Raw genomic sequence first — 26,603 nt, 5'->3', positions numbered from 1 at the left:
CACCGCGGTGCAGCGTCGGGCACACTCGGCGCTCGTGCCGAGGCCACCGACGATCCGCGACGTCGCAGCGCGCGCGGGCGTGTCGAAGTCGCTGGTGTCGCTGGTCATCAACGGGTCACCGATGGTGCGCGAGGAGAAGCGCGCCGCGGTGCTGGCGGCCGTGGAGGAGCTGGGCTTCCGCCCCAGCGCCACCGCCCGGCACCTGAGCTCGCGGCGCACCGGAGCGGTCGGCGTGCTCGTGCACGACCTGCGCAACCCCTGGTACGCCGAGGCCCTGGAGGCCGTCCACGCCCGGCTGCACACCGCCGGGGCCACGATGCTGCTCGGTGACGCCCGTCTGGACGCCGCCGCCGACGAGCGCGTGCTGCACACCTTCGTGGACCTGCGCCTGGACGGGCTGGTGCTGGTCGGCTCGCTGGAGCCCACCCCCGCGGTGCTGGAGGCGGCTCGCCGCCTGCCGACCGTGGTCGCCGGGGCGCTCGACGTCGACCTGCCCGACGTCGACGTCAGCGTGCAGGACGACGCCGCCGGTGCCCGCCTCGCCACGGAGCACCTGCTGGCGCTGGGCCACCGACGGCTGGCGCACCTCGCCGGTGCCGCCGGAGCGGTCATGCGCCTGCGCCAGGAGAGCTTCACCCGGGCGGTGGCCGCGGTGGGCGCTGCCGGCGAGGTGCTGCGCGTCGAGATGACGGAGGAGTCCGGCCACGCGGCCGCGCTGGAGCTCCTGGCACGGCCGGCGGACGAGCGCCCGACCGCGGTGTTCGCCGCTGCCGACGTGGCCGCGCTGGGCGTGCTGCGCGCGGCGGCGCAGCTCGGGCTGCGCGTGCCCGAGGACGTGTCCGTGGTCGGCTTCGACGACGTCGCACCGGCGCGGCTCGACGGCACGGCGCTGACGACCGTCGACGCCAGCAGCGCCGCGGTGGGCGCAGGCGCCGTCGACCTGCTGCTGGAGCGCACCGCAGACCGCTCCCGCGAGCGCCGCACGGTGCTGGCCCCGGTGGCGCTGGTGGTACGGCGGACGACGGCGTCCCCGCCGCCGCACTCCTGACACCCCACCGCTGGCCTCGCGCCGTTGACTCCGCGGCTCGGGCTCAGGCACGATCGGCATCTTTCTTGGACCGGTCCAAGAGAGAATGAGCACAGAGCCGAGGAGTCGATGTGACGAGCGCAGCGCAGCGCCCGCTGGGTGTGGCCGTGGTGGGCTTCGGGTGGATGGGGCGGGTGCACGCCCAGTCCTACGCGAGGGTGCCCCACCACTTCCCCGAGCTGGGCGTGCGGCCCGAGCTGGTGGCCGTGGCCGATGAGGTCCCCGGGCGCGCCGAGGCCGCCGCGGCCCAGTACGGCTTCGCCTCGGCGGTCCGCGACTGGCGCGAGGTGCTCACCGACCCGCGCGTGGAGGCGGTCAGCGTCACCGCGCCGAACTTCCTGCACCGCGAGATCGGCACGGCGGTGGCGGAGGCCGGGAAGCACCTCTGGATCGAGAAGCCGGTGGGCCTGTCCGCCGACGACGCCGCTGCGGTGCGCGACGCCGTGGCCTCCGCCGGCGTGCGCGCGGCCGTCGGCTTCAACTACCGCTGGGCGCCCGCCGTGCAGGAGGCGCGCCGGAGGGTCGCCGCCGGCGAGGTCGGTGACGTCGAGAGCGTGAGGGTGCGGCTGCTGTCCGACTACGCCGCCGACCCGACAGGAGCCCTCAGCTGGCGGTACTCCCGCGAGCGCGGCGGGGCCGGGGTGCTGGGGGACCTGGCCTCCCACGGGGTCGACCTGGCCCGGTACCTGGTGGGCGACATCAGCGCCGTGGTCGCCGACACCGCCGTCTTCATCCCGCAGCGGGCCGTGCCGTCCGGGGCGACCGCCGGCCACCAGCGCGTCGCGCTGGGCGAGGGCACCGCGATGGGCGACGTCGAGAACGAGGACGCCGTGACGGCGCTGCTGCGCTTCGCCTCCGGAGCGCGCGGCGTCCTGGAGGCCAGCCGCGTGGCGGTGGGCGAGCAGAACACCTACGGCTTCGAGGTGGCGGGCACCCGCGGCGTGCTGCGGTGGGACTTCCGCCGCACGGGCGAGCTGAGCGTCAGCGGGGGCCGCGGCGGCGACGGGTCGGTGCTCTACCAGGACGCGCCCACGCAGACGCTCTTCGTCGGTCCCGGTCACGGCGACTACGCGGCCTTCCAGCCCGGTGCCGCCATCGCCATGGGCTACGACGACCTCAAGGTGGTGGAGGCCGCCCGCTTCCTGCGCACCGCCGCCGATCCGTCGTCACCCCCCGAGCAGGGCCCCGCCACCCTCGACGACGCCGTCGCCAGCGCCCGGGCGCTCGACGCCATGGGCCGCTCGGTGACCAGCGGCAGCTGGGAGCCGGTCGCGTGAGCGCCACCACGAGGTCGGCCCTGCGGGTCGGGGTGGTCGGCTGCGGGGTCATGGGCACCGACCACGCACGCCTGCTGGCGCGCCAGGTGTCGGGCGCGGAGCTGACCCGCCTCACCGACCTCGACCCCGGCCGGGCGACCGCGCTCGCCGAGGAGCTGGGGGCGCTGACCAGCCCGGACGGTCCGGCGCTCGTCGCCGAGGACGACGTCGACGCCGTGGTCGTCGCCTCGGCCGACGCCACCCACGCCGCGCTGGTGCTCGCCGCGGCAGCGGCGGGCAAGCCGGTGCTGTGCGAGAAGCCGCTGGCGCCGTCGCTGGAGGAGGCGGCCCGCGTGGTGCGCGCCCTGGACGCTGACGGCACCGCCCACCTGGTGGCCCTGGGGTTCATGCGCCGGGTCGACCCGGCGCACGTCGAGCTGCGCGAGGCGCTGCACCGCGGCGCCGTCGGAGAGCCCCTGCTCGTCCACGGCACGAGCCGCGGGGTGACCGCCGGCCCGGGAGCCACGTCCGAGAGCCTCATCACCGGCTCCTTCGTCCACGAGGCCGACTCCGTGCCGTGGCTGCTCGGCTCGCCCGTCACCGCGGTGTGCTGGCAGGCGCCCGGGCGGACGACGGGGACCAGCGACCTGCAGGACCCCCAGCTGCTGCTCCTGCGCACGGCCGACGGCGTGCTCACGACCGTCGAGGTGCTGCTGAACGCCCGCTACGGCTACGACATCCGCTGCGAGGTGGTCGGCCGGAGCGGTGCGCTGGCGCTGTCGGAGGCCGTCCAGACCACCTCGCTGACCACGCGCACCTCGGACCTGTCCCGGACCAGCGCCTTCGCGGCCGACTGGCGGCCGCGGTTCGCCGAGGCCTACCGGCGCGAGCTGCAGGCGTGGGTGGACGGCGTGCGCGGCCTGGAGGCACCCGCCCTCGCCACCGCGCGGGACGGTCTCGTGGCAGCGGCCGTGTGCGACGCCGCGGTCCGCTCGATGCGCGCCGCCGTCGACGGTGCGGGCCCGTGGACCTCCGTGGAGGTGCCGTCGTGAGCCGGCCGGCGCTGCCCAGCGCGCTGCCCGAGCCCCGCACCCCCGACCCGAGGGACGCGCCGGTGCTGCGCTGGGGCGTCATGGGTACCGGCTGGATCGTGGAGCGGTTCGTCGGGGCTCTGCGCGCCGGCACCCGCCAGGACGTCAGCGCCCTCGGGTCCCGCAGCGGCGACCGCGCCCGCGACGCCGCGCAGCGCCTGGGTGTCGAGAGGGCGCACGGCAGCTGGGCGGATCTGGTGGCCGACCCCGGCGTCGACGTCGTCTACGTGGCCACCGGCCACGCCGACCACCTCGCCGGCGCGCTGGCCGCGATCGAGGCGGGCAAGCCCGTGCTGGTGGAGAAGCCGCTCGCCCTCGACGCCGCGCAGGGCCAGCGGGTCGCCGACGCTGCCCGCGCCGCGGGCGTGTTCTGCGCCGAAGCCTTCTGGAGCGCGTACCTGCCGCGCTGGGACGTGGTCCGCCAGCTCCTGGACGACGGCGTCCTCGGGCGCGTCTCCGCCGTCGACGCCGACCTCGGGGAGCACTTCGACCCGCACCACCGCGTCTTCGACCCGGCGCAGCACGGCGGGCCCCTGCTCGACCTCGCCACCTACCCCCTGGCGCTGGCCACCTGGGTGCTCGGCGAGGTGACCGCGGCCTCCGCCGTCGGCGTCCCCCACCCCAGCGGCGTGCTGGGGCAGGTCGGCGCGGTGCTGCAGCACACCGGCCGCGAGGGGGGTGGTCCGGCGCTGTCCGCGGTGCACACGACGCTCCTGGGCGACACCCCGACCACCGCCCACGTGGTCGGCGACCGCGCCACGCTGCGGCTGCCCGGTCCTTTCTACGCCTCCGGCGACGTCGTGGTCGTCCCTGCGGGCGGGTCGGGAGCGCGTCCCGACCCGGTCGTTCGCCGCGAGCCCGAGACCGGGCACGCCGGTCTGTTCTGGCAGGCGGCCGAGGTGGCGCGCTGCGTGGCCGCCGGCCTCACCGAGACCCCGCTGCGACCCCTCGCGCAGTCGCTGGCCACGCTGCGCGCCCTCGACGCCGTGGCCGCCGCCACCCGCTGACCCCGGGCCCGGGACGCTTCGCGCGTCCCGGGCCCAGGGCCTCAGCGGACTCCGGCGCTCTCCGGCGCCAGGTCGAGGAGCAGGGGCGCGTCATCGTCCCCCGCCGCCGCAGGCGCGGTGGCGGCGCGCTCGGCGAGGCGCAGCCAGGTGGCCACCACCGTGTCGGGGTTGAGGGAGACCGACGAGATCCCCTGGTCGACCAGCCACTCCGCGAGGTCGGGGTGGTCGCTCGGGCCCTGCCCGCAGATGCCGACGTACTTGCCGCGCTCGCGCGCGGCGCTGATCGCCATCGACAGCAGCGTGAGGACGGCGGGGTCGCGCTCGTCGAAGCCCGCGGCCACCAGGGCGCTGTCCCTGTCGAGCCCGAGGGTCAGCTGCGTCATGTCGTTGGAGCCGATGGAGAAGCCGTCGAAGTGCTCGAGGAACTGCTCCGCCAGCAGCGCGTTGGAGGGCAGCTCGCACATCATCACCACCTCGAGGCCGTTCTCGCCGCGCACGAGGCCGTTCTGCGCGAGCAGCTCGACCACGGCCTCGCCCTCGGCGAGGGTGCGCACGAACGGCACCATCACCTTGACGTTGGTGAAGCCCATGGCGTCGCGCACGTGGAGCAGCGCCTCGCACTCCATCTGGAAGCACGCGGCGAAGTCCGGCGAGAGGTACCGCGAGGCACCGCGGTAGCCCAGCATCGGGTTCTCCTCGTGCGGCTCGTAGAGGTCTCCGGCCAGCAGGTTGGCGTACTCGTTGGACTTGAAGTCGCTCAGGCGCACGATGACGGGCTCGGGCCAGAACGCCGCCGCGATGGTGGAGACCCCCTCGGCCACCCGGCGCACGAAGTACTCCCGCGGGGAGGGGTGCGCGGCGGTGCGCCGCTCCACCTGCGCAGCGACGTCGTCGGGCAGGGAGTCCACCTCGAGCAGCGCGCGGGGGTGCACCCCGATCTGCCGGTTGATGATGAACTCCAAGCGCGCCAGGCCCACGCCGGCGTGCGGCAGCCGGGAGAAGGCGAAGGCCTGGTCCGGCGTCCCGACGTTCATCATGACCTTGACCGGAGGCTCGGGCATGGCGTCGAGGTGGGTGACGACCTCCTCGAAGGGCAGCAGCCCGTCGTAGACCAGCCCGGTGTCGCCCTCGGCGCACGAGACGGTCACCTCGGCGCCCTCGGCGAGCAGGCGGGTGGCGTCTCCGGTGCCGACGACGGCGGGGATGCCCAGCTCGCGGGCGATGATCGCGGCGTGGCAGGTGCGCCCGCCGCGGTCGGTGACGATGGCGCTGGCGCGCTTCATGACCGGCTCCCAGTCGGGGTCGGTCATGTCGGCCACGAGCACGTCGCCCGCGCGGAACTCGTGCATCTGCTCCACGCTGCGCAGCACCCGCACGGCCCCGGCACCGATGCGCTGGCCGATGGCCCGCCCGGAGACCAGCACGTCACCACTGCCCTGCAGCTCGAAGCGGCGCAGGGCGCCGTGGTCCGCCCGCGAGACCACGGTCTCCGGGCGCGCCTGCAGCACGTAGAGCTGGCCGTCCACGCCGTCCTTGGCCCACTCGACGTCCATCGGGCGTCCGTAGTGCTCCTCGATGACGAGGGCGTGGCGGGCGAGCTGCTCGACCTCGGCATCGGTCAGCGAGAAGCTGCGGCGCAGGTCCGCCGGGACGTCCTCGAAGGCGGTGCTGGCCCCGGCCGCGCGGGAGTCGGTGTACCGCATCGCGACGGCCTTCTCCCCCACCGAGCGGCTCAGCACCGCGGGCCGCCCGGCGCGCAGGGCCCGCTTGGAGACGTAGAACTCGTCCGGGTTCACCGCCCCCTGCACCACGGCCTCCCCGAGCCCGTAGGAGCTGGTCACGAAGACCACCTCGTCGAAGCCCGACTCGGTGTCCACCGTGAAGAGCACCCCGGAGGCGCCCACGTCCGAGCGCACCATGCGCTGCACGCCGGCCGACAGCGCGACGTCGTGGTCGAAGCCGTGGTGGGCGCGGTAGGCGATGGCGCGGTCGTTGTAGAGGGAGGCGTACACGCTGCGGACGGCGGCGAGCACGTTCTCCACGCCGCCCACGTTGAGGAAGGTCTCCTGCTGGCCGGCGAAGGAGGCGTCGGGGAGGTCCTCGGCGGTGGCCGAGGAGCGCACGGCCCAGGTCACGGACTCCGGGTCCGCCTCGCGCTCCAGGAGGACGGCGTACGCGCTGCGGACCTCCGCCTCCAGGTCGGCGGGGAACGGCTGCGCCTCCACCCAGCCGCGGACCTGCGCCCCGACCCGCGCCAGCTGGGTGACGTCCTCGACGTCCACCGCGCCGACCGCCTCCGCGATGCGGGCGTCCAGACCCTCGTGCGCCAGGAAGCGCCGGTAGGCGTCGGAGGTGGTGGCGAAGCCGCCGGGCACCCTCACGCCGAGGGAGGCCAGGTGGCTGACCATCTCCCCCAGCGACGCGTTCTTCCCGCCCACCCGGGGCAGGTCGGTCATGGTGATCTGCTCGAACCACAGGACGTCGGTCATGACGGCTCATCTCCGGACAGGCGCTCGCGGCGCAGCTCGAGGGACTGGAGGATCACGGCGGACATCTCCTCCACGCTCTTGGTGGAGGAGTTCACGAAGGGGACCCGGTTGCGCTGGTAGAGCTGCTCGGCGCGGCGCAGCTCGAGCGTGCACTGGGCGAGGCTGGCGTAGCGGGACTGCGGGCGGCGCTCGTGCCGCACCTGGCTGAGCCGCAGCGGCGTGGTGGTCACCCCGAAGCAGCGGCTGGCGTACGGGGCGACCAGCGGTGGCAGCCCGTCGGTGGGGAAGTCCTCGTCGGTGAGGGGGTAGTTGGCCACGAGCACCCCGTGCTGCAGCGCGAGGTACATCGTGGTGGGCGTCTTGCCGCAGCGGCTCGGGGCGATGATGATCACTTCTGCCTGGTCCAGGGCCCGGGTGCTCTGCCCGTCGTCGTGCTCGATGGCGAACTCCACGGCGCGCATCCGCGCGAAGTACGCCGTGGTGTCGCCGAGGGTGTGGAACTGCCCCAGCTGCTCCGAGGCCGTGGTGCCGAGCACCTCCTCCAGCTCGGTGAGGTGCCCGCCGAGCAGGTCGATCCGCGCGCCCGGCGCGCTGGCCAGGGCGGCGCGGACCACCGGGTCCTTGACCGTGGTGAACACGACCGGCGCGAGGCCCGCGGCCTGCGCCCGCTCCAGCGCCCGCACCACCTGCGCCGCCCCCTGCTCACCGACGACGAAGGGGAGCGTGCGGCGGACGAACAGCACGCCGGGGAAGTTGGCGAGCAGGGCGCTGCCGAGGGTCTGCGCGGTGATGCCGGTGCTGTCCGAGACGAAGAACGCCGCGCGCCGCACCGGCACCGCGCCGGGTGCCGCGGGTCCGACGGGCCCCGCGCCCGTCAGCTCCACGCGACGGGGGACCCGCAGCTCCAGACCTCCGTGCCGCCGCGCAGCCGGACCCGCAGCCGGGTGCCGGTCGGCCACGCCTCGTCCTCGCGCAGCGCGTGGCCGTGCTCGTCGTCCAGGGGAACGCCCAGCGAGTGCACGAGCGCCGTCCACGGCTCCCCCGCCTCGATGCGCGCCAGGGCCTCCGCTCCCACGCGCGCCTCGTCCTGGACGGCCAGCACGGCCACCCGGGAGTCGGTGAAGAGGACTCCCAGCGCAGGACCGGACGCCCCGGCGGCGCCGAGGGGCTCGACGGCGAAGGGCACCACCCAGGCGGTGCGTCCGCGCGCGGCGCCGCTCAGCAGCCGCAGCGCCTCAGCCTCGCGCTGCTCCTCGTCCGCCGGCTCGGGGGTGCCGGGGCCGGCGGCGGCGTCGAAGTCGCGCAGGTCGCGCAGCTCCGGGACGAGCAGGTCGTCGAGCGGGAGGGACGACAGGTCCGCCGCCGCCTCGGCGGGTCCTCGGAGCGTCCCCTGGCGCACGCCCGCGGCGACCAGCCGCTGCCGCTGCTCCCTCGAGCCGTCGACCAGCTCCACCGCCGCCGGGCGCAGGATGCGCCGGACGCGCGCCTCCCAGGCGGGCAGGTCGCGGGGCGCGGCGGCCCGACGGGCCTCGGTGCTGGGGCTGTGGCGCTGCGCGAGGACGGTCACGCGGTCTCCTCGGGTCCGGAGGGAAGGGACTCCGAGGATGGGACGAAGACGAACGGCGCCGACAGGCCTTCAGAGCGTCAAGTTCCGCAGTTCTTGCGTCTCTGTCATGAAGCTCCACCGGTGGACGGTCCCCGGCCACCGCGGGCCGTCAGGGCGTCTCGTCGGGCCGCGGGAAGCCGGCTGCGGGCATCCGGTGCCGCGGCACCCTGTCGCGCGCGTACGTGACCTCGGTGTACCCGTGGGGGGCCGGGCGCCCATCCTCGCCGAGGTTGACGAACACGATCTCGTCGATCGTGACGATCGGCTCCCGCGTGATCATGTTGCGGACCTCGGCGCGCATGGTGATGGAGGTGCGCCCGAAGCGGACCACCCGCAGGCCCAGCTCCACCAGGTCGCCCAGCTCCGCCGGCGCCTCGAAGACGGCGGAGGAGATGAGCTTGGTGACCACGCGGTGGCTGCCCAGCTGGAGGATCGCGTAGATCGCCGCCTCCTCGTCCACCCAGCGCACGATGCTGCCGGCGGAGGTGGTGCCGTTGGCGTTGAGGTGCTCCTGCCTCACCCAGGTGCGGGTGCGGTGGCTGATGGGGGCGACGTCGTCTCCACGGTCTCCTGGGCCGAACACGGCGACGACGCTACCTGGCGGCCCTCACGGTGATCAGGAGGTGGGGTCGGCCCGCCCGAGGGGGGTGCAGATGCACACCCGGTCTCCGCAGGGGTCGGTCAGCACCGTGAACGCGGGTGCCTCCGAGGCGTCCACCGCGGCACCCGCGGAGACTGCGGCCTCGACGACGGCGCCGGCGACCTCCGCGGCGACGCTGACGTCGAGGTGCCAGCGGCTGGGCGCGGGGGTGTCCGTGCGCTGGAACCACACCGACGGCCCGCGGTCGTGCGGGTCGTGCAGGGAGTCCTCGTCGCCGGGGCGCTGGACGTAGCCCAGCGCCGCCGCCCACACGCCGCGCAGCGGCGCCGGGTCGGCGGTGTCGAGCGCCAGCTCGAGGGAGCGGGGCAGCGCCGGCTCGGCGGCGGCCCCCAGCGCGGCCGCGAGCGCGGAGGTGCGCTCGGCGGCGGCCACGTCGAAGGCCGTCACGCGCCAGCCGGCGCTGTGCGTGGTCCAGCTGACGAACACTAGGTCGTAGCGCCAGTCGAGGCTGGGGTGGTGGTCGAGCTCCTCGGACAGCTCCCCGACCGCCGCCACGAGCTGCAGGGCGACCGCTGACGACGGCGCGCGGAACGCCGTGCGCAGCGCCCCGAGGCGGGCCCGCCAGTCCGGGAGGCGGTCCAGGGCGGCCCGTGCGGAGTCGGCGTCGAGCGGCGTGCGGTCCACCCCTCGCAGGCTAGCCAGCACCGCCCTGACCTGCCCGACTGGACGCCGCGGGGGACCCGTCTTACCGTGGAAGCGCTTACACGAGGAGGTGGGGCTGATGGGCATCCGTGGAGGACCGACTTCGGAGGCGGGTGCGACCGCCGGCGCTGGAGCGACGATCTACGCCGTCGCCGAGCGCGCCGGGGTCTCCATCGCCACCGTCTCGCGCGTGCTCTCCGGGAGCCCGAAGGCCTCGCCCGCCGCCCGCGAGCGCGTCATCGCGGCCGCCGCGGAGCTCCACTACGTCCCGCGGAGCGCCGCCCGCAGCCTGGCGGTCCGTCGCGAAGCCGCCTACGGGCTGGTGATCGGTGACTCCACCGGGCCCTACCACCCGCTGCTGGCCCTGGGCTTCCAGGCGGCCGCGGCAGCCTCCGGCTGCGGGGTGGTGCTGTCGGTGGTCGACGACGACGACCCGGCCGGCGTCGTGCGCAGGCTGCTGCCGCGCGTGGACGGCCTGGCCGTGGCCCCCTCGGCCCTGCCGGCGGAGGCGCTGGCGGCGCTGGCGCGCAGCACTCCGGTGGTGCTGCTGGGGCGGGAGCCGCACCCGCAGTGCGACGCCGTGGTCAGCGACAGCGCCCCCAGCGCCGTGGCGCTGGTGGAGCACCTGGCCTCCCACGGGCGCCGGCGCCCCCGGTTCGTGGGGGACCCGGGCACGTCCTGGGACGCCGCCGAGCGCCACCGCGGCTACCTGGCCGGGTGCGCCGCCGCCGGCCTAGACCCTGGGGACCCGCTGCGCTGCGACCAGACCGACGCGGCCGGCGAGCGGGCGGCGGCCGAGCTGCTGGGCGCCGGAGAGCTGCCCGACGCCCTGGTCTGCGTCAACGACGAGGTGGCCCTGGGCCTGGGTGCGGCGCTGCACGACGCCGGCGTCGTCGTCGGGCGGGACACCTCCCTCACCGGCTGGGACGACGTCCCCGCCGCGCGCTGGGTGCGCCCCGCTCTGACCACCGTCAGCCAGCCCGTGCGGGAGCTGGGTGCCGAGGCGGCTCGCCTGCTGGACGCGCGGCTCGCCGGGGGGGAGCCGGGACGCGCCGCCCCGGCGCGCGACCGGGGGGCTCCCGTCGTGCGGACCCTGCCCACCGGCGTCATGATCCGGGCCTCCTGCGGCTGCGCCGCGGGACCGTCCCCCTGACCGCCCGTACGCACGCTCCACCCAGACCCACCCGACCCACCGGACGACGGAGTCCTCGTGAACCGCAGAACCCGTGCACCCCGCCGGCCCTCCGGAGCACTGGCGGGCGCCCTGGCCCTCGTGCTGCTGGCCGCCGGCTGCGCCGACGTCGGCCGCACCCCCGCTCCCGAGGCGCCGCCCGGCACCATCCGGGAGCTGGTGCTGCCCGCCGAGTCCGACGGCGCCGTGCAGGGCATCGAGAACTACAACCCCTACGCCGTCTCACCGCTGACGCGCACCTGGCTGTACGAGCCCCTGATGCTGCGGGACGCCTACACGTGCGAGTACGTGCCGTGGCTGGTCACCGGCTTCGACGTCCCGGACCCCACCACGCTCGTGATGCACGTCCGCGACGGCGTGCGGTGGAGCGACGGCACGCCCATGACGGCGGACGACGTCGTCTTCACCATGGAGGCCGCCAAGACCTACCCGGGCATCGACAAGGGCGGTCTCTGGTCGCCGACGTTCGGCGGCGTGCCGACGTCGATCACGGCGCAGGGCAGCGACGTGGTGGTGACCTTCGACGCGCCGTTCGCGACCAAGCTGCAGGACGTCCTCACCACCACGCTGCTGCTGCCGCGCCACCGGTACGGGTCGGTCGGGGACATCACCCAGTACGTCGACACCGACCCCGTCGGCACGGGGCCCTTCGTGGTGGGCGCGTACAACGGCCGCCGCCTCACGCTGGTGAAGAACCCCGACTACTGGCAGGCCGACGCGATCAAGGTGCAGCAGCTGTCGCTCGAGGGCCAGTACGACCCGAACTCGGCGGCGCTGAAGCTGCGCAGCGGGGCGCTCGACATCTACCAGGGCGACATCCCCAACCCGGTCCGCTCCGTGCGCGACGCGGGCACCACCGACTTCGACTACTCCCCCGCGGGCACCACGGTGCTCGCGCCCAACACCGAGCGCGGGCCCCTGGGTGACGCCGCCTTCCGGGAGGCGATGGCCCTGGCCATCGACAAGGACGCCGTGGCCCGCAAGTCGACGTTCGGCGTGATGGCCGCGGCCAGCCAGACGATGCTCAAGCTGCCGGTCCAGGCCGACCAGCTGCCCCCGCAGTACAGCGACGGCGGCTACATCCCCCACGACCCGGCCGCCGCCGAGGCCGCGCTCGACGCCGCCGGCTACCGGAAGGGCACGGACGGCTTCCGCACCACGCCCGACGGGCAGCGCATCTCCCTGGCGTTCACGGTGCAGGCCGGCTACATCGACTACCTGGCCATGGCCCAGCAGATCACCGCCGACCTGCGAAGGGTCGGCCTCGACGTCAAGCAGGTGGTGACCGACCCCGCCGCCACCGACGCCGCCAAGAAGACCGGCGACTTCGACCTGGTGCTCGACTACGTGGGCGGCGGCTGCACCCGCGCCAAGGAGCTGGGCTCGCGCCTCGACAGCGCGCAGGTCCCCTCCGCCGACGACCCCGTGCTGCTCCTGAACACCGAGCGCTTCTCCGACCCGGCCGTCGACCAGCTGGTCGACCAGTACGCCGCCGCGAGCACCCCCGCCGAGCAGGCCGAGGGCCTGTCGAAGATCACCGACGTCTACGTGCAGCAGGTGCCGCTCATCGCGCTGACCTACGCCCCGCAGCGCCTGATCTGGAGCAAGGACGCGGCCTCGGGCTGGCCCAGCGACAGCAACCGCTACCCCACGGACAGCCTCCTGCGGCTCATGACCGAGCTGCGACCCCACGACGGGACGGAGGGCTGAGGCGTGCGCTACTACCTCACCAAGGTCGGGTACTTCCTGCTCACGGTCTGGGCGGCGGTCACCCTGAACTTCCTCATCCCGCGGCTGCAGCCCGGAGACCCGGCGACGGCGATCGTCCGCAAGCTGTCGGGGGCGGCCGGAGCCGGCGGCCAGGTGGACCCCAACCAGGTCGCCGCGATCCAGGCGATGCTGGGGCAGCCGGACACGAGCCTGTTCCGACAGTACCTCGACTACCTGGCGGCGCTGGTCCGGGGCGACTTCGGGCAGTCCTTCACCTACTACCCGGCGCAGGTCACCGAGGTGATGGGCCAGGCCGTGCCGTGGACGGTGGGGCTGCTCGGCGTCACGCAGGTGCTCGCCTTCCTGCTCGGCACCCTGCTGGGGGCCTGGGCCGCCTGGCGCCGCGGCTCCGCCTTCGACTCCGTCGTCTCGGTGGGCTCGACGTTCATCGGCAACTTGCAGTCGTTCTGGATCGGGCTGCTGGTCCTGTTCCTCTTCGCGTACACCCTGGGGTGGTTCCCGGCGTCCGGCGGCTACGAGTACACCGACCCGGGGTGGACCTGGATCCACCTGGCCGACATCGCCTCCCACGCCGTGCTGCCGGCGGTGACGCTGCTCATCACCGCGCCGATCGGCTTCATCCTCGGGATGCGCAACACGATGGTGCAGACCCTCGGTGAGGACCACATCCGCCTGGCCACCGCCATGGGCCTGCAGGAGCGCCGCGTGGCGCTGGGCTACGCCGCCCGCACCGCGCTGCTGCCGAGCATCACGAGCTTCGCGCTCTCCCTCGGCGCGCTGTTCGGCGGCTCGGTGCTGGTGGAGACCCTCTTCGACTACCCGGGCCTGGGCCGCGTCATGGCCGAGGCCACCGCCAACCGCGACTACCCGCTCATGCAGGGCGTGCTGCTCATCTCGATCCTCGCCGTGCTGGTGGCCAACCTCATCGCTGACCTGCTCTACGGCGTGCTCGACCCGCGCGCCAGGAAGGAGGCCTGACGTGGCCGCGTCACAGCCCCTGTCCTCCGCACCGCTGCCCGGGGTGCCCGGCGCCGCCCAGGCGCCCGTGCCCGCCACCGCCGGTCGCCAGGGGGCCAGCGCCCGCGGCAGGGCGGGCCGCCGCAGCGGTCCCGCCCGCTGGTACTCCGTGCTGTGGAGCAGCGGCAAGGCGCGCTTCGGCATCGTCGTCCTGGGCTTCTTCGTGCTCGTGGCGGTGTTCGCGCCGCTCATCGCGCCGTACGACCCGTACGACTCGGCCTTCGACCCGACGCTGCCCGTGAGCTGGTCGCACCCGCTGGGGACCACCCCGCAGGGCTTCGACGTGTTCAGCCAGTTCGTCTACGGCACCCGGCTGTCGCTGCTCGTCGGCCTGTTCGGCGGGCTGTTCGCCAGCGCCATCGCCGTGGCGATCGGTCTGGTGTCGGGGTACTTCGAGGGCACCGCGGTCGACCACGTGCTGTCGTTCGTCACCAACCTGGCGCTGGTGGTGCCCGTGCTGCCGCTGATGCTCGTCATCGTCGCCTACAGCGAGACGCGCGGGCTGTGGCTGCTGGTCTTCGTCATCGGGATCACCAGCTGGGCGGGGGCTGCGCGCACCAAGCGGGCGCAGATCATCTCGCTGCGCAGCCGCGACTTCGTCACCGCGGCGCGCTTCTCCGGTGCCTCACCGCTGAAGATCGTCTTCCGTGAGATCATGCCCAACATGACCTCGCTCATCGCGGCGGGGTTCATCGCCGCCGCCACCGGCGCCATCGTCGCCGAGGCGGGCCTGAGCTTCCTCGGCTTCTCCGACCCCACGCAGATCAGCTGGGGCCAGATGCTCGAGCAGGCGAACGCCAACGGCGCCCTGGTGCAGGGCCTGTGGGTGTGGCTGCTCGTGCCCGGCCTGGCGCTGGCGGTGCTCATCACCGCGCTGGCGTTCGTGAACTTCGGGGTGGACCTGCTGAGCAACCCGCACCTGAGGGAGGACTGAGATGACCGCCACCGCGACGACGACGTCGAGGCCCGGCTCGACGCCGCCCCCGCTGCTCGAGGTCGAGGACCTCACCGTCCGGTACGCGCCCAAGCTCGGCGCGCCGCTGACCGCCGTCGACCACGTCTCCCTCACGCTGCGCGAGGGCGAGTTCGTGGGACTGGTCGGGGAGTCCGGCAGCGGCAAGTCGACGCTCGGCACGGCCCTGCTGCAGCTCCTGCAGCCACCCGCGCAGGTGCTGTCGGGCTCGGTGCGGCTCGACGGCGAGGACCTGCTGGCCATGGACGACGACGACCTGCGCGTGAAGCGCTGGCGCGACGTCTCCACGGTCTTCCAGAGCTCGATGAACTGCCTGAACCCGGTGCTCAAGGTGCGCACCGCCTTCGTCGACGCCATCCGCACCCACACGGGGGCCTCCCGCGACGAGGCCCTGGCACGGGCGCGCGAGCTGGCCGAGATGGTGGCGGTCGACCCGAAGGTGCTCGACGGGTACGCCCACGAGCTGTCCGGCGGCATGCGCCAGCGCGTCAACCTGGCGCTCGCCCTGGCGCTGAAGCCGCGCTTCGTGCTTCTGGACGAGCCGACCACGGGCCTCGACGTCGTCGTCCAGCGCACCATCCTCGACGGCGTGCGGCGGCTGCAGGCCGAGCAGAGGTTCACGGTGCTGTTCATCAGCCACGACATGGGCACGGTGCTGGAGACCTCCGACCGCGTGGCGGTCATGTACGCCGGGCGGCTCGTGGAGGTGGCACCCAGCGCCGACCTGGTGCGCCGGCCCGAGCACCCCTACAGCCGGGCGCTGCTGGGCTCCTACGGCGACCCCCGCGCCCAGGAGGTGTCGGTGACCTACCTGCCGGGACGGCCACCGGACCTCGCCGAGCGGCCCGCCGGGTGCGCCTTCGCCTCGCGGTGCCCCGAGGCGGTGAGCGCCTGCCGCGAGCTCGACCCGCCGCTGGAGCCGGTGGGCGCGTCACTGGCGGCGTGCCTGGTCGCCTCCGGTGCCCACGGGCAGGGGCCGCTGGCGGGTGCGGTCGGGCAGCGGCCCGACGGGTTCGCCGGACCGGCGTTCACCAAGGCCGGCGCCGCGAGCAGCACGCGCGAGGGCGAGCCCGCTGAGCCCGTGGTGGAGGTGAGCGGTGTGACGCGCACCTTCGTGCGCCGCGACGGGCGGCGCCGCACCGCGCTGACGGCGGTCAAGGACGCTTCGTTCGTGCTCCGGCGCGGTGCGGTGACGGCGCTGGTCGGTGAGAGCGGCAGCGGCAAGAGCACGCTGGCGCGGATGGTGTCCGGCGGCCTGGCACCGACGTCCGGATCCCTGACCTACCACCCGCAGGAGGGCGCACCGGCCGACCTGGCCTCGCTGCGCGGGGCCACGGCCAAGGCGTTCCGCCGCGACGTCCAGTACGTCTTCCAGGACCCGTACGCCGCCCTCAACCCGGCGCACACCATCGGGCAGTCGCTCGAGGTGCCGCTGCGCAGCTTCGAGCGGCTGAGGGGGCGGGCGCTGCGCGAGCGGTCGCGCGAGCTGCTGGAGCAGGTCGGGCTGCCGGGCGACTTCGCCGACAGGTACCCGCACCAGCTGTCCGGCGGACAGCGCCAGCGCGTGGTCATCGCGCGGTCGCTGGCGCCCGACCCGCGCCTGCTGGTGGCGGACGAGCCGATCGCGAGCCTGGACGTCTCGATCCGCGCGGAGGTGCTCGAGCTGCTCGACTCCCTCGTGCGCGAGCGCGGCGTCGGCATCCTCTACATCACCCACGACCTGCTGAGCGCTCGCCTGCTCGCCGACGAGGTGCTCGTGCTCAACAAGGGCGAGGTGGTGGAGCGGGGACCGGCGCTGCAGGTGATCACCAGGCCCCAGCACGCCTACACGAAGACGCTGCTGGCCGCCGTCGCCGACCCCACCGGAGCCCGCTCCGCCTGATCCTGGATCCACCGTTGATCAAGACTGCTAAGCGGACCACTCTCGACTAATCATGGCCTTGAAATGCATTGCTACTCCGTGAGGTCTGCGGTAGCGATTCCCACCCAACGGTGCGGATCGATACCGACTTCACCTCCGACTGTTCCAGAAAGCCAGGGGTACGAAAGGGACTAGCCGACGAAGGTCGCAGTGTGATCGTCGGCGGATCGAGGCTGAGCGAAGATATTACCCGCCACCCATCCCCGATTCTCAGGAATCTTCCCCCTCGCGCTCCATCTCGAAGCGTCGTTGCGCCGCCTTGTAACCCGAGGGCTTGAAGTTACTAGGAACCACTCCTATATTCCTGAGGGCCTGTAGACGCCTCGCGCATGAAGTCTCATACCAGTCCTCGCGGAGCGACCAGGGGTGCACCTTAGCCCACGCAAGTCCCATGGAGGCGATTAATACGTCGTCGAATCGACTGAGCTGCCCCTGGCGCGTACCCCACAATGTCCGACTTACTAGGTCGGCATCGTAACCTTCAATACACTCCTCCACTTCGGCGAGGTTCTTGAAACCTGCATTGACAAGAATTCTTGCCGTGAACTGGTACGACCATTGGGAAACGCGGCCGTCACTGCCATACTCGCGATCAAGATATGCCTTGAGCGAATCTGCCGTGATCTCTACAGACGCCAGGTCTCCCAGGCCGACCCGTTCGCGTGCCCTCGCCTGAACCTCATCGTGGGCAACTTTGATGGCCTGGAACTCCCGGTCGGCGATTTCGATCACGCCGGCGAGTGCATTGAACCTACGCCTAATTGCATCCGGAACGACGCCGACAGCCTTGTAGTTGATGTCGTGCTCAATCTCCGCCCAAGCGTGCTGCAGAATTGTTCGAACCTGAAGCTCGCATACTAGTCCAGTGAACCTTGAATACTCAGTCAAACTCGCCCGACTATCGCGCAGTTTTAGCAGGAAGTGAAGACTTTGATAACCGACCACTGTAGGATTGGAGCCACGCCTCTCACTTCGCTCCACCACTTCAAATTCCGAGGCAACCAACTCCTCAATAAATCTAACGTCATCCAGAAAGTAGGTTGTGACACGAACTCCTGCAAGATCGGTGATGTCTTTCAGGGGATTCGTGTACTTTGGTCGCCTCGGATCCTCTACATGGGGCCGCGAGGCCTTGGCTGCAAAACTGTCGAGGTCCTTAGCCCTTCCCGTAACCGAGTGAACGTAGACACCTCGCCCACTGATGGCGTGTTGCAAGATTGAGTGCATGACATTCGCGAAATCGACATAGTTCCCACGAAGGGTCTCATAACTCTTGCGCGCACGTTGGCCGTGCTCCGCGAGGATGACCTCCGGGTTCTCGACGCTTTCAACTGCGCCCTCTCCGGCGGCCGAAGCATCTTGAAGAGCGCTCATTCATTGCCCCTAAGAGTTTGGTGCCTGTGGCCGGTACCGTAATCGGGTTGAACCGGCTCAAGACGGAGAATGGTCCCGCTGCGGCCGGCCAGCTCCACGGGGCGTCCGCCCAGCAGCGGCATGAGCGCGCCAGAGGCGTCGCGCTCGCTGACGCGCACCCGCTGCGGGTGCCCTGAGGTGGCCATGAGGTGCAGGAACCGCTCGCCCTCAGGGGTCGCCGTGGTCGCCACCACCAGACCGGGAGCCGCGCCCTCGACGTGCAGGCCCGGTGCGGCGCCGAGGCGCTCGACCAGCGAGCGGTACCAGCCGCTGGGCAGCGGGGCGTCGGCCGCCACCACGACGGCGGACCCCTCGCCCAGCGGGACCGCCACCGCGCAGGGCTTCCCGGAGGTCGCCTCCACCGCCAGCACCTCCGCGCCCGGTGCGCTCGGGGGCGCGAGGGCGCTGACCCGGCTCGACGTCACCTCGGCCCAGCCCGTCGTCCCGCCGGCGGGGCGCACGTCGCACGGCATCCGGGGGCCGGAGCGCACCTCGCCGGTGCGCCGCAGGCCCAGCGCGTCGGCGAGCGCGGTGCAGGGGCGCCCGCGCAGGTCGAGCTCGGGCAGGTCCCCCACCAGCAGGAGCCCACCGCCGGCACGCACGTGCTCCACGAGCCGCTCCTGCACCCCGCCGTCCAGCACGCGACCCGCTCCGACGACGACGACGCGCGGCCAGCGCCCGTCCTCGTCGTCGTCGTGGTCTTCCAGGTCGACGGCGCCGAAGCGGTAGCCCTCGGCCAGCAGCACCCGGGGCAGGATCCCGCGCGGGCCTCCGAAGCGGTGCTGCTCGAGGTCGGCGCGCAGGGCGCGTCCGGCCTCGTCGGCGGGGTGGACGTGCTCGGTGGCGAACGCGGAGGGGAGGTAGCCGACGGCGAGGGCGTCGTGCTCGGGCTCCCAGACCGCGGCCCAGCGCTCCAGGTCGGCGACGGCCCGCATCGAGGCCGCGGTGCTGGCGAACGCGGGACCACGCTCTCCCTCCGGCGTGACCGGGGCCGCGGCGCCGTGGCGCTCACCCGTGATGCCGATGCGCTGCTGGGCTTCGCCCGGGCGCGGGTCGGACCAGTTGGCGCCCCCGGCGAAGAGGTACCAGTTGAACAGCCGCGCGCCCTGCGCCAGCAGCAGCCGGGTCTTGAGGTCCACGGCCTCCGGGTCGACGTGGGCGCCGAGGTCTCCGCCGTAGTCGCCGGTGCCGCACTCGTGCTCCAGCACCGTCAGCGGCTGGTCGGGGCCCAGCGTGGCCGCGAGGAAGGCGTGCGCCAGGTGCATCTCGGCCGCCCCGGCGGCGCTGAGGGAGCCCACGTAGTGGTCGCTTCCCGCGGTCATCCCCGCGACGCCCCCTACCGCCCCCTGCCACGAGCGCTGCAGCTGGCTGATGCCGATGGGCAGCGGCGCGGCGCTGTCGGCGGCGGTGCCGTGCACGTTGACGAGCAGCGGCACGTCGCCGAAGCCGTGCTCGCGGGCGAGGTCGGCCAGGGACGCGAGGTAGCGGGCGGCGCGGTCGCGGTGCAGCTCGGCGAGGTCGACGCGCAGGTCGGGAGCCAGCTCGGGCGAGGGCGACCGGACCGCGGCCAGCCACTCCTCCAGCGGCGCGTCCGGCGCCGGGTACGCGGCCGCGGGGCGGCGGTCCGGGGCCGCGACCACCCGCTCGCGCAGCTCGGCCACGGCGTGCTCGGTGAGCACCGGGGTGTTGGAGACCCACGAGAGCATCCCGACCTCGTTGTCCAGCTGCACCGCCACGACCGGGCCGCCGTTCGGCGCGAGACGCGGGCGCAGCACCTCTCCGACGGCCGCGTACCAGGGGCGGGTCAGGTCCAGGAAGCGCGGAGCGGCGACGTCCAGGTCGGGCGTGGGCGCGGGCGCGGCGTCCCAGCCGACGGGCACGAGGTCGCGGTGGTCGCGGCCGATCCGGCCGGGCAGGCCCTCGTGGCGCAGCTCGGCCATCTGGAACGGGCCGGGACGCGCGAAGACCAGCAGACCGAGCTCCGCCGCGAGGTCGAGGAACGCCCCGAGGTCCAGCTCGGGGCGGGTGCGGCCCGTGAGGTCGAGCGTGCCGTCGGCCAGCTCGTGGACGCCCCACGGGACGTACGTCGCCACGGTGTCGCCGCCGGCCTCGAGCAGCAGCTCCAGGCGGCGGCGCCAGCCGTCGCGGGCCAGGCGGAAGTAGTGGACCTCTCCAGCGCGCAGCACCTGCGGGGTGCCGCCCACGAGGATCCGGCGGTCACGCAGCTCGACGTCGAGACGCATGCGACGACGGTATGTGGAAGCGCTTCCACCGTCCACCCGCGCGCAGCGGCCGGGCAGGCTCATTGCCGGTGGGCAGGCTCAGTGCCGGGTCCGGCGCCGGAAGCGGCACTCAGCCTGCCCACCGGCACTCAGGCTCCCCGCTGCGCCGCTCCCCCGCCGCCCACCGGGACGGCTCAGGGCGCTGCGCGCACCGGGTGTGCGCAGCGCCCTCGACCGTGGAGGAGCTGGGGTCAGCGGACGGGCTCGAGGACCTCCAGGCCGCCCATGAACGGTCGCAGCGCCGCCGGCACCACCACGGAGCCGTCCGGCTGCTGGTGGTTCTCGAGGATCGCCACCAGCCAGCGCGTCGTCGCGAGCGTGCCGTTCAGCGTGGCCACCGGGCGCGTCGCTCCCCCGTCACCGTCGGTGCGCTCGCGCACCGACAGGCGCCGCGCCTGGAAAGTCGTGCAGTTCGACGTCGAGGTGAGCTCGCGATAGCGGCCCTGCGAGGGCACCCAGCCCTCGCAGTCGAACTTGCGGGCCGCGCTCGTGCCGAGGTCCCCAGCGGCCACGTCGATGACGCGGTAGGGCACCTCGACGGCCTGGAGCACCTCCTCCTCCCAGCCGAGCAGCCGCTCGTGCTCGGCGGCGGCGTCGTCCAGGCTGCAGAAGCTGAACATCTCCACCTTGTGGAACTGGTGGACGCGGATGATGCCGCGGGTGTCGCGGCCGTGGCTGCCGGCCTCGCGGCGGTAGCAGGCCGACCAGCCGGCGTACCGCTTCGGCCCGGCCGACAGGTCGAGGATCTCGTCGGCGTGGTAGCCCGCCAGGGCCACCTCGGAGGTGCCGACGAGGTAGAGGTCGTCGGCGGCGAGGCGGTAGACCTCGTCGGCGTGCTCGCCGAGGAAGCCGGTGCCGGCCATGACCTCGGGCTTGACCAGCGTCGGGGTGATCATCGGGCTGAAGCCGTTGGCGACCGCCCGGTCCACGGCGAGGTTGAGCAGCGCCAGCTCGAGGCGGGCGCCCACCCCGGTGAGGAAGTAGAAGCGGGAGCCCGAGACCTTCGCGCCCCGCTCCACGTCGATGGCGCCGAGCAGCTCGCCCAGCTCGAGGTGGTCCTTCGGGGCCTCCAGCGACGGCGGGGTGCCCACCTCGCGCAGCACCACGTAGTCGTCCTCGCCACCGGAAGGGGCGCCCTCGACCACGTTCGCGAGGCTGCGGATGAGCCTGTCGAACTCCGCGCCCTGCGCGTCGGCCTCCGCGGCGGCCGCCTTCGCCTGCTCGGCGAGGTCCTTCGCCCGGGCGAGCAGCGCGGTCTTCTCCTCGCCCTTCGCCTGGGCGACCTGCTTGCCGAGCGCCTTCTGCTCGGCGCGCAGCCCCTCGGAGGTGGTCATCGCCGCCCGGCGGGCCGTGTCGGCCGCCAGCACGGCGTCGACGACGCCCTCGTCAGCTCCGCGGGCGCGCTGGCTGGCGCGCACCGACTCCGGGTCATCGCGCAGGAGGCGCACGTCGATCACCCCCGCAAGAGTAGTCGCGCTGGTTCCACGTCTCGCCGCGACGCGTCCGCCGATAGCGTGCGCGTCGTGACGACCACCGAGCTGATCTCCCTGGTCGTCGCCGTCGCGGCGCTGGTGATGTCCGTGATCGCGACGACGGTCGCGGTGCAGCTGCGGCGCAGCATCGCCGAGCGGATCGCCCAGCGGACCGCCGCGCTGGAGCGCACCGCACCGGACCGGCGCCCGCTGGCCGCCGTCGTCGTGAACCCCAGCAAGGTCAGCGACACCGGTCCGGTGCGCACGGCCCTGGAGCGGGCCTGCCGCGACCTGGAGTGGCGCGAGCCGCTGTGGCTGGAGACCACCGTGGAGGAGCCGGGCACGAGCCAGGCCCGCCGGGCGCTGGCCGCCGGGGCCGACGTCGTGGTGGCCTTCGGCGGGGACGGCACGGTCAGGCGCATCGCCTCCGTGCTGGCCGGCACCGGGACGCCGCTGGGCCTGGTGCCCGCGGGCACGGGCAACCTGCTGGCCCGCAACCTCGACGTGGTGACCTCCCGCGCGGCCGAGATCCCCCCCGACGACGTCGAGGCGGCCATGCGCGTGGTGCTCTCGGGCATCGACCGGCGCATCGACGTCGGCTGGATCTCCGTGGAGCGCCCGGGCGCCACCGAGCCCGAGCCCGAGGAGTGCTTCCTGGTGATGGCCGGGATGGGCTTCGACGCGGAGATCATGGCCAACGCACCGGAGGCCCTGAAGGCCAAGGTGGGACCGGCGGCGTACTTCGTCTCAGGGCTCCAGCGGTTCAACGGCGACCGCGTCCGCATGGACATCACGGTCGACGGCGTGCAGCACCGCCGCCGCGTGCGGACCACGGTGGTCGGCAACGTCGGACGCGTGCAGGGCGGCCTGGCGCTGATGCCGGACGCCGAGGTGGACGACGGCTACCTCGACGTCCTCGCCATCGGCCCGCGCGGCGTGGTCGGGTGGCTCGACGTCGCGGGCCGCGTCATCACCCGCCGCACCTGGGGCGACCAGCGCCTGGCGCACTGGCGCGGCCAGCGGATCGACCTGGAGGCCGAGCAGCCCCAGGAGGCGCAGATCGACGGGGACCCGATCGGTGAGGCCGCGGCCCTGCGCATCCGCGTGGACGAGGAGGCCCTCGTCGTGCGCGTCTCCCACCGCGCCCCGCGCCGACCGATCAGCGCGCGCGCCCGCTTCAGGTCGCTGGGCGCCCGCTGAGGAGGTCGGCGAGCCACGCACGAGCCGCCGTGAAGTCGGCGTCAGCGGTGCCCGGGGGCGGCACGGGCGCGAGGCCGTCGGCGCGGGGGTAGGACCCCAGGTACCGCACCCGCGGGCACACGCGGTGCAGGCCCATGAGCGCCTCGGACACCCTCGGGTCGGCCACGTGCCCCTCGCAGTCGATGGAGAACGTGTAGCGGCCCAGCTCGGTGCCCTGCGGACGCGACTCGATGCGGGTGAGGTTGATGCCCCGCGTGGCGAACTGCTCCAGCAGCTCCAGGAGCGCGCCCGACCTGTCCTCGGCGAGGGAGGCGACCACGGTGGTCTTGTCCGACCCCGTGGGCGGCGGCGGGGCCGCAGGACGACCGACGACGACGAAGCGGGTGACGGCCCCGGCGTTGTCGGCCACGTCGCGCGCGAGGACCTCCAGGCCGGCGGCGAGCGCGGCGGGCTCGGCGCACAGCGCGGCGTCGTAGGGGGCCTCCCCTGCGGCGCCGCCGAGCACCTGGGCGGCGGCGGCGGTGGACAGCGCGGGCACGGCGAGGGCGGCCGGGAGGTGCTCGGCCACCCAGCCGCGGCACTGGGCGAGCGCGTGCGGGTGGCTGCCCACCCGGCGGACGTCCGCGAGGGCGGTGCCCGGGCGCGCGGCCAGCACGAAGGTCACCGGGACCAGCACCTCGGCGCGGATGGACAGGGGCCGGCCCGCCCCGAGGGCGTCGAGGGTCGAGGTGACCCCGCCCTCGACGGAGTTCTCGATCGGCACGACGGCGAAGTCGGCCTCGCCCTCGCGCACGGCGTTGAGGGCCGCGTCGACGCTGGCGACGGGCACGCGCTCAGCGCCTGCGGTGCCGGGGGCGCGCCCCGCGGCCACCTCGGTGAAGGTGCCGGGCGGACCCAGGTAGACCAGGCGCAGGGACGTCACCCCCGCACGGTACCGACCCTGCTCAGGCGCCCAGGCGCTCCGGGACGGCGGAGGCGGCGAAGGGCACCAGGGCCCACACCGTGCGGTGCCCGGCCGTGTCGACCGTCGTGCCCCACCGGCGGGCGATCTCCTCGACGATGTACAGGCCCCTCCCGCAGACGTCCATCGGGTCGGCGTCGTGGGCGGACAGCTCGCGCGGCGGGCCGTCCCCGCCTCCGCCGTCGACGACCTCGACGGCGACCTCGTCCCCCGTGACGCGCCAGCGCACCAGCAGCCCGCCGTCGAGGGGGCTGCCGTGCCGCACGGCGTTGCCCACCAGCTCGCTGGTGACCACGGCGACGTCGTCGGCGACGAGCGACGTGCGCGGGTCGCGGAGGAGGTCGTCGTGGAGGGCGCGCCGCACGGAGGACACCTCGGCCGGCTCGTGGCGCACGCGGACGCACCGCACGGTGCAGGCGGGCACTTCGATGCTGACCGGCACGCTGATCGACCCCTCGCCTCGGCCTCGTCTCGACTCCGACCCTCTGCTGAGTACCCCTCGTCCGCCCGGTGAAACCGCCTGGTCGACCCGTCGGGGGGATCGTGACCCACCTGCGACCACCCGGTCGCGCAGCGGGGGCGCGTCATCGCCCGCGGGCGCCGCGCCCAGCTCCACGGCCAGCTCCACGGTCACGCGGTCGCGTCGAGGAGGACCTTGCCCACCGCACCGCCCTCCACGGCGGCGTGCGCCCGAGCGGCCTCGGACAGCGGGAGGACGGTCAGCGGCGTCCCCGCGTCCCGGCCCGTGCGCACGGCCCCGGCGGCGACGGCGGCCTGGACGTCCTCCACCGCAGCGGCCTTCGCGGTGCGCGGAGCGGTGTAGACCAGCACGAAGTGCCACTGGCCGTTCAGCGCCATCTGGTCGCGCAGCGGGATGGTGATCTCCTCCCCCGGCGTGCCTGCGTAGAGGGCGACGGCGCCGTGCGGGGCGAGGACCGCGGAGTCGAGGGCCGCGTTGGCCCCGGACACCTCGACGACGACGTCGACGCCGCGCGGCGCCACCTGCCGCACGCGCGCGGCGACGTCCTCCCGGCGGTAGTCGATGACGTCGTGCGCGCCGGCGGCAGAGGCGAGCTGCGCCTTCTCGGGTCCGGAGACGGTGGCGAGCACCAGGGCGCCGGCCCAGGCGGCCAGCTGGACGCTGGCAGCGCCCACGGCGCCGGCGCCGCCCTGCACCAGCACGGTGCGTCCCTCGAAGGTGCCCGGGGCCAGACGGGAGGGTGCGGACTCCCCCAGCGTCAGGCAGCGGTGCGCCGTGAGGAAGGGGATGCCGAGCGCAGCGCCCAGCTCGAACGAGGCGTGGTCGGGCAGCGGGACCACGTGGGTGGCGGGGACGAGCACCTGCTCGGCCGCGGTGCCCCAGGGCCGCCCGTAGGCCGCCTCCCAGACCCAGACCCGGCGTCCGAGCAGCCCGGCGTCGACGCCCTGGCCGACGGCCTCGACGATCCCCGAGCCGTCCTGGTGGGGCACCTGCCAGCCAGCGGCGGGGTCGGTGGTGGAGCGGACCTTCCAGTCGGTGGGGTTCACCCCGGAGAAGGCGACGCGCAGCCTGACCTCGCCGGGTCCGGGCTCGGGCACCTCGCGCTCGACCAGCTGGAGCACCTCGGGGCCACCGGCCCGCTCGTAGACGACGGCACGCACCCGTCCCATCCTGCTGATGTGCGGGCGGACCGCACGGCGAGCTCCCCGCCCCCCTCTCCTTCCCGCATTTGCCGCGGCAAGTGCGCCTCCAGGCCCCCTCCTCCTCGCACTTTCCGCGGCAAGTGCGAGGAGGAGGGGCTCCTTGGCGCGCTTTTCCGCGGCAAGTGCGGGAGGGGGCGAGGCGGGGATGGCCGATGATGGGGCCGTGAGCGGAGGCATCCACACGCAGGTGCGCGTCAGCGTGGTGCCCCTGACCTGCGCCCGCTGCAGACTGCCGGTCCCCGCTGGTCAGCGGCACCTGCGGCACGTCGACACGCGGTCGACCCCCACGGTGAAGTTCGTGGAGTGCGGTGACTGCGCGCGTCGCGCAGGTCGTGGTGACCTGCTCGACGTCCGTCCGGGGCCCCGACCGGCTCCCTGACGGAGGCCGTCGGGCTGTCGATGCGCGTGGAGGAAGGCGCAGCCCGCGCAGCGGGACGGCTCCTCAGCGTGTCGACGTGGTGGTGCTCGGAGGACCGGCCCCTTGCGCGTGGTCGCCCGGTCACGCCGGGAAGGCGCCGAGGAGGGCTGCCACCCGCTTCGTGATCACAGACCTGCGGAATACCTCGCGGCAGGGAGGTCGCCGACCTCGGCGATCCGCCGCCGCGTGGACACTCACACGCCGACCCACCGCCAAGACCAGCACCGCCGGTGGTCGGCAGGTGGCCCGCAGGTGTTCCGGAGGTCCATGATCACGGTGGGTGGGCACGTCGTGGGCGTGACGGTCCTCCGAGCCGAGCGGGCACGGCTCAGGCCCGCGGGATCAGGTCTGGGGTGCGGTCCACTGCTCCCAGCTCAGCACCCAGTCACCCAACCCGTTCGTCAGCTCCATCGCCCGACCCGTCCCGGTCACATCCACCACGTCCCCCCGCCGCGCCAGGTCGAAGAACCACTTCGCGTTCGCATCCGAGACGTTCAAGCA

21 protein-coding genes are annotated in these 26,603 nt (G+C 73.9%); 10 read left to right on the top strand and 11 right to left on the bottom strand.

All coding sequences use genetic code 11. The features are described 5' to 3' along the window. Positions 1–34: 34 nt before the first annotated feature. The 4 genes from FMM08_RS22070 (at position 35) to FMM08_RS22055 (ending at position 4,441) form a co-directional block, all read left to right on the top strand. Positions 35–1,048 (top strand): LacI family DNA-binding transcriptional regulator, encoded by a 1,014-nt coding sequence (locus FMM08_RS22070; protein ID WP_222711086.1) that lies wholly within the window; start codon positions 35–37, stop codon positions 1,046–1,048. Between the two features lie 110 nt (positions 1,049–1,158). Further along, positions 1,159–2,364: a Gfo/Idh/MocA family protein gene (locus tag FMM08_RS22065; protein ID WP_222711085.1), complete on the top strand. Its 1,206-nt coding sequence runs from the start codon at positions 1,159–1,161 to the stop codon at positions 2,362–2,364. Continuing rightward, positions 2,361–3,395, top strand: a complete 1,035-nt coding sequence (locus tag FMM08_RS22060) for a Gfo/Idh/MocA family oxidoreductase (protein ID WP_222711084.1) — start codon at positions 2,361–2,363, stop codon at positions 3,393–3,395. The genes FMM08_RS22065 and FMM08_RS22060 overlap by 4 nt, the downstream gene beginning before the upstream one ends. Further along, complete coding sequence (locus FMM08_RS22055) at positions 3,392–4,441, top strand: Gfo/Idh/MocA family protein (protein ID WP_222711083.1); 1,050 nt, start codon at positions 3,392–3,394, stop codon at positions 4,439–4,441. Before FMM08_RS22060 ends, FMM08_RS22055 begins: the two co-directional genes overlap by 4 nt. Before the next feature lie 41 nt (positions 4,442–4,482). Here FMM08_RS22055 and ppsA read toward each other — a convergent pair whose 3' ends face one another. The 5 genes from ppsA to FMM08_RS22030 all read right to left on the bottom strand — a co-directional run bounded on the left by ppsA (position 4,483) and on the right by FMM08_RS22030 (position 9,821). Further along, complete coding sequence (ppsA, locus tag FMM08_RS22050; RefSeq protein WP_147928507.1) at positions 4,483–6,930, bottom strand: phosphoenolpyruvate synthase; 2,448 nt, start codon at positions 6,928–6,930, stop codon at positions 4,483–4,485. Further along, on the bottom strand, positions 6,927–7,814 hold the full coding sequence (locus FMM08_RS22045) for a pyruvate, water dikinase regulatory protein (protein ID WP_222711082.1): 888 nt from the start codon (positions 7,812–7,814) through the stop codon (positions 6,927–6,929). The genes ppsA and FMM08_RS22045 overlap by 4 nt, the downstream gene beginning before the upstream one ends. Beyond that, positions 7,805–8,497 (bottom strand): phosphoenolpyruvate carboxykinase (ATP), encoded by a 693-nt coding sequence (locus FMM08_RS22040; protein ID WP_187279933.1) that lies wholly within the window; start codon positions 8,495–8,497, stop codon positions 7,805–7,807. The genes FMM08_RS22045 and FMM08_RS22040 overlap by 10 nt, the downstream gene beginning before the upstream one ends. Positions 8,498–8,645: 148 nt before the next feature. Further along, positions 8,646–9,119 (bottom strand): acyl-CoA thioesterase, encoded by a 474-nt coding sequence (locus FMM08_RS22035; RefSeq protein WP_147928505.1) that lies wholly within the window; start codon positions 9,117–9,119, stop codon positions 8,646–8,648. A 33-nt stretch (positions 9,120–9,152) separates the two neighbouring features. Further along, positions 9,153–9,821: a VOC family protein gene (locus tag FMM08_RS22030; RefSeq protein ID WP_187279932.1), complete on the bottom strand. Its 669-nt coding sequence runs from the start codon at positions 9,819–9,821 to the stop codon at positions 9,153–9,155. Positions 9,822–9,918: 97 nt separating this feature from the next. Between FMM08_RS22030 and FMM08_RS22025 the strand changes: the two genes are divergently transcribed. Genes FMM08_RS22025 through FMM08_RS22005 form a run of 5 tightly spaced genes read left to right on the top strand, consistent with a single transcriptional unit; the run spans position 9,919 to position 16,634 of the window. Then, positions 9,919–10,992, top strand: a complete 1,074-nt coding sequence (locus FMM08_RS22025; RefSeq protein WP_147928503.1) for a LacI family DNA-binding transcriptional regulator — start codon at positions 9,919–9,921, stop codon at positions 10,990–10,992. A 57-nt stretch (positions 10,993–11,049) separates the two neighbouring features. Further along, on the top strand, positions 11,050–12,741 hold the full coding sequence (locus tag FMM08_RS22020) for an ABC transporter substrate-binding protein (RefSeq protein WP_147928502.1): 1,692 nt from the start codon (positions 11,050–11,052) through the stop codon (positions 12,739–12,741). A 3-nt stretch (positions 12,742–12,744) separates the two neighbouring features. Further along, positions 12,745–13,740 carry an ABC transporter permease gene (locus FMM08_RS22015; protein WP_147928501.1) on the top strand — a complete coding sequence of 332 codons (996 nt, stop codon included), beginning with the start codon at positions 12,745–12,747 and terminating at the stop codon, positions 13,738–13,740. 1 nt (position 13,741) lies between these two features. After that, complete coding sequence (locus tag FMM08_RS22010) at positions 13,742–14,713, top strand: ABC transporter permease (protein ID WP_222711081.1); 972 nt, start codon at positions 13,742–13,744, stop codon at positions 14,711–14,713. A gap of 1 nt (position 14,714) precedes the next feature. Continuing rightward, positions 14,715–16,634, top strand: coding sequence for an ABC transporter ATP-binding protein (locus FMM08_RS22005; RefSeq protein ID WP_147928500.1), 1,920 nt, complete (start codon positions 14,715–14,717; stop codon positions 16,632–16,634). A 249-nt stretch (positions 16,635–16,883) separates the two neighbouring features. On the opposite strand, the gene FMM08_RS22000 is transcribed toward FMM08_RS22005, so the two are convergent. The 3 genes from FMM08_RS22000 to serS all read right to left on the bottom strand — a co-directional run bounded on the left by FMM08_RS22000 (position 16,884) and on the right by serS (position 21,825). Next, positions 16,884–18,047 carry a GTP pyrophosphokinase gene (locus tag FMM08_RS22000; RefSeq protein ID WP_147928499.1) on the bottom strand — a complete coding sequence of 388 codons (1,164 nt, stop codon included), beginning with the start codon at positions 18,045–18,047 and terminating at the stop codon, positions 16,884–16,886. Further along, positions 18,044–20,329: a beta-galactosidase gene (locus FMM08_RS21995; RefSeq protein WP_187279931.1), complete on the bottom strand. Its 2,286-nt coding sequence runs from the start codon at positions 20,327–20,329 to the stop codon at positions 18,044–18,046. The genes FMM08_RS22000 and FMM08_RS21995 overlap by 4 nt, the downstream gene beginning before the upstream one ends. A 230-nt stretch (positions 20,330–20,559) precedes the next feature. After that, positions 20,560–21,825, bottom strand: a complete 1,266-nt coding sequence (gene serS, locus FMM08_RS21990; protein WP_147928497.1) for a serine--tRNA ligase — start codon at positions 21,823–21,825, stop codon at positions 20,560–20,562. Between the two features lie 66 nt (positions 21,826–21,891). On the opposite strand from serS, the gene FMM08_RS21985 reads away from it, so the two are divergent. Further along, positions 21,892–23,040, top strand: coding sequence for a diacylglycerol/lipid kinase family protein (locus FMM08_RS21985; protein WP_222711080.1), 1,149 nt, complete (start codon positions 21,892–21,894; stop codon positions 23,038–23,040). Here FMM08_RS21985 and pheA read toward each other — a convergent pair. The 3 genes from pheA to FMM08_RS21970 form a co-directional block, all read right to left on the bottom strand. Beyond that, on the bottom strand, positions 23,018–23,962 hold the full coding sequence (gene pheA / locus FMM08_RS21980; protein ID WP_222711079.1) for a prephenate dehydratase: 945 nt from the start codon (positions 23,960–23,962) through the stop codon (positions 23,018–23,020). The two genes, FMM08_RS21985 and pheA, sit on opposite strands and share 23 nt — an antisense overlap. A 22-nt stretch (positions 23,963–23,984) precedes the next feature. Beyond that, entirely contained in the window at positions 23,985–24,395 is a 411-nt protein-coding gene (locus FMM08_RS23240) for an ATP-binding protein (RefSeq protein WP_187279930.1), read from the bottom strand. Between the two features lie 236 nt (positions 24,396–24,631). Beyond that, positions 24,632–25,642 (bottom strand): NADPH:quinone reductase, encoded by a 1,011-nt coding sequence (locus FMM08_RS21970; RefSeq protein WP_147928495.1) that lies wholly within the window; start codon positions 25,640–25,642, stop codon positions 24,632–24,634. Positions 25,643–26,603 lie beyond the last annotated feature (961 nt).

Origin of the sequence: Quadrisphaera setariae (genome assembly GCF_008041935.1) — a bacterium.
Taxonomy (GTDB): Bacteria; Actinomycetota; Actinomycetes; order Actinomycetales; family Quadrisphaeraceae; genus Quadrisphaera; species Quadrisphaera setariae.
The sequence above is the reverse complement of the archived record's forward strand: the minus strand, read 5'-3'. Positions and strand labels throughout refer to the sequence as shown.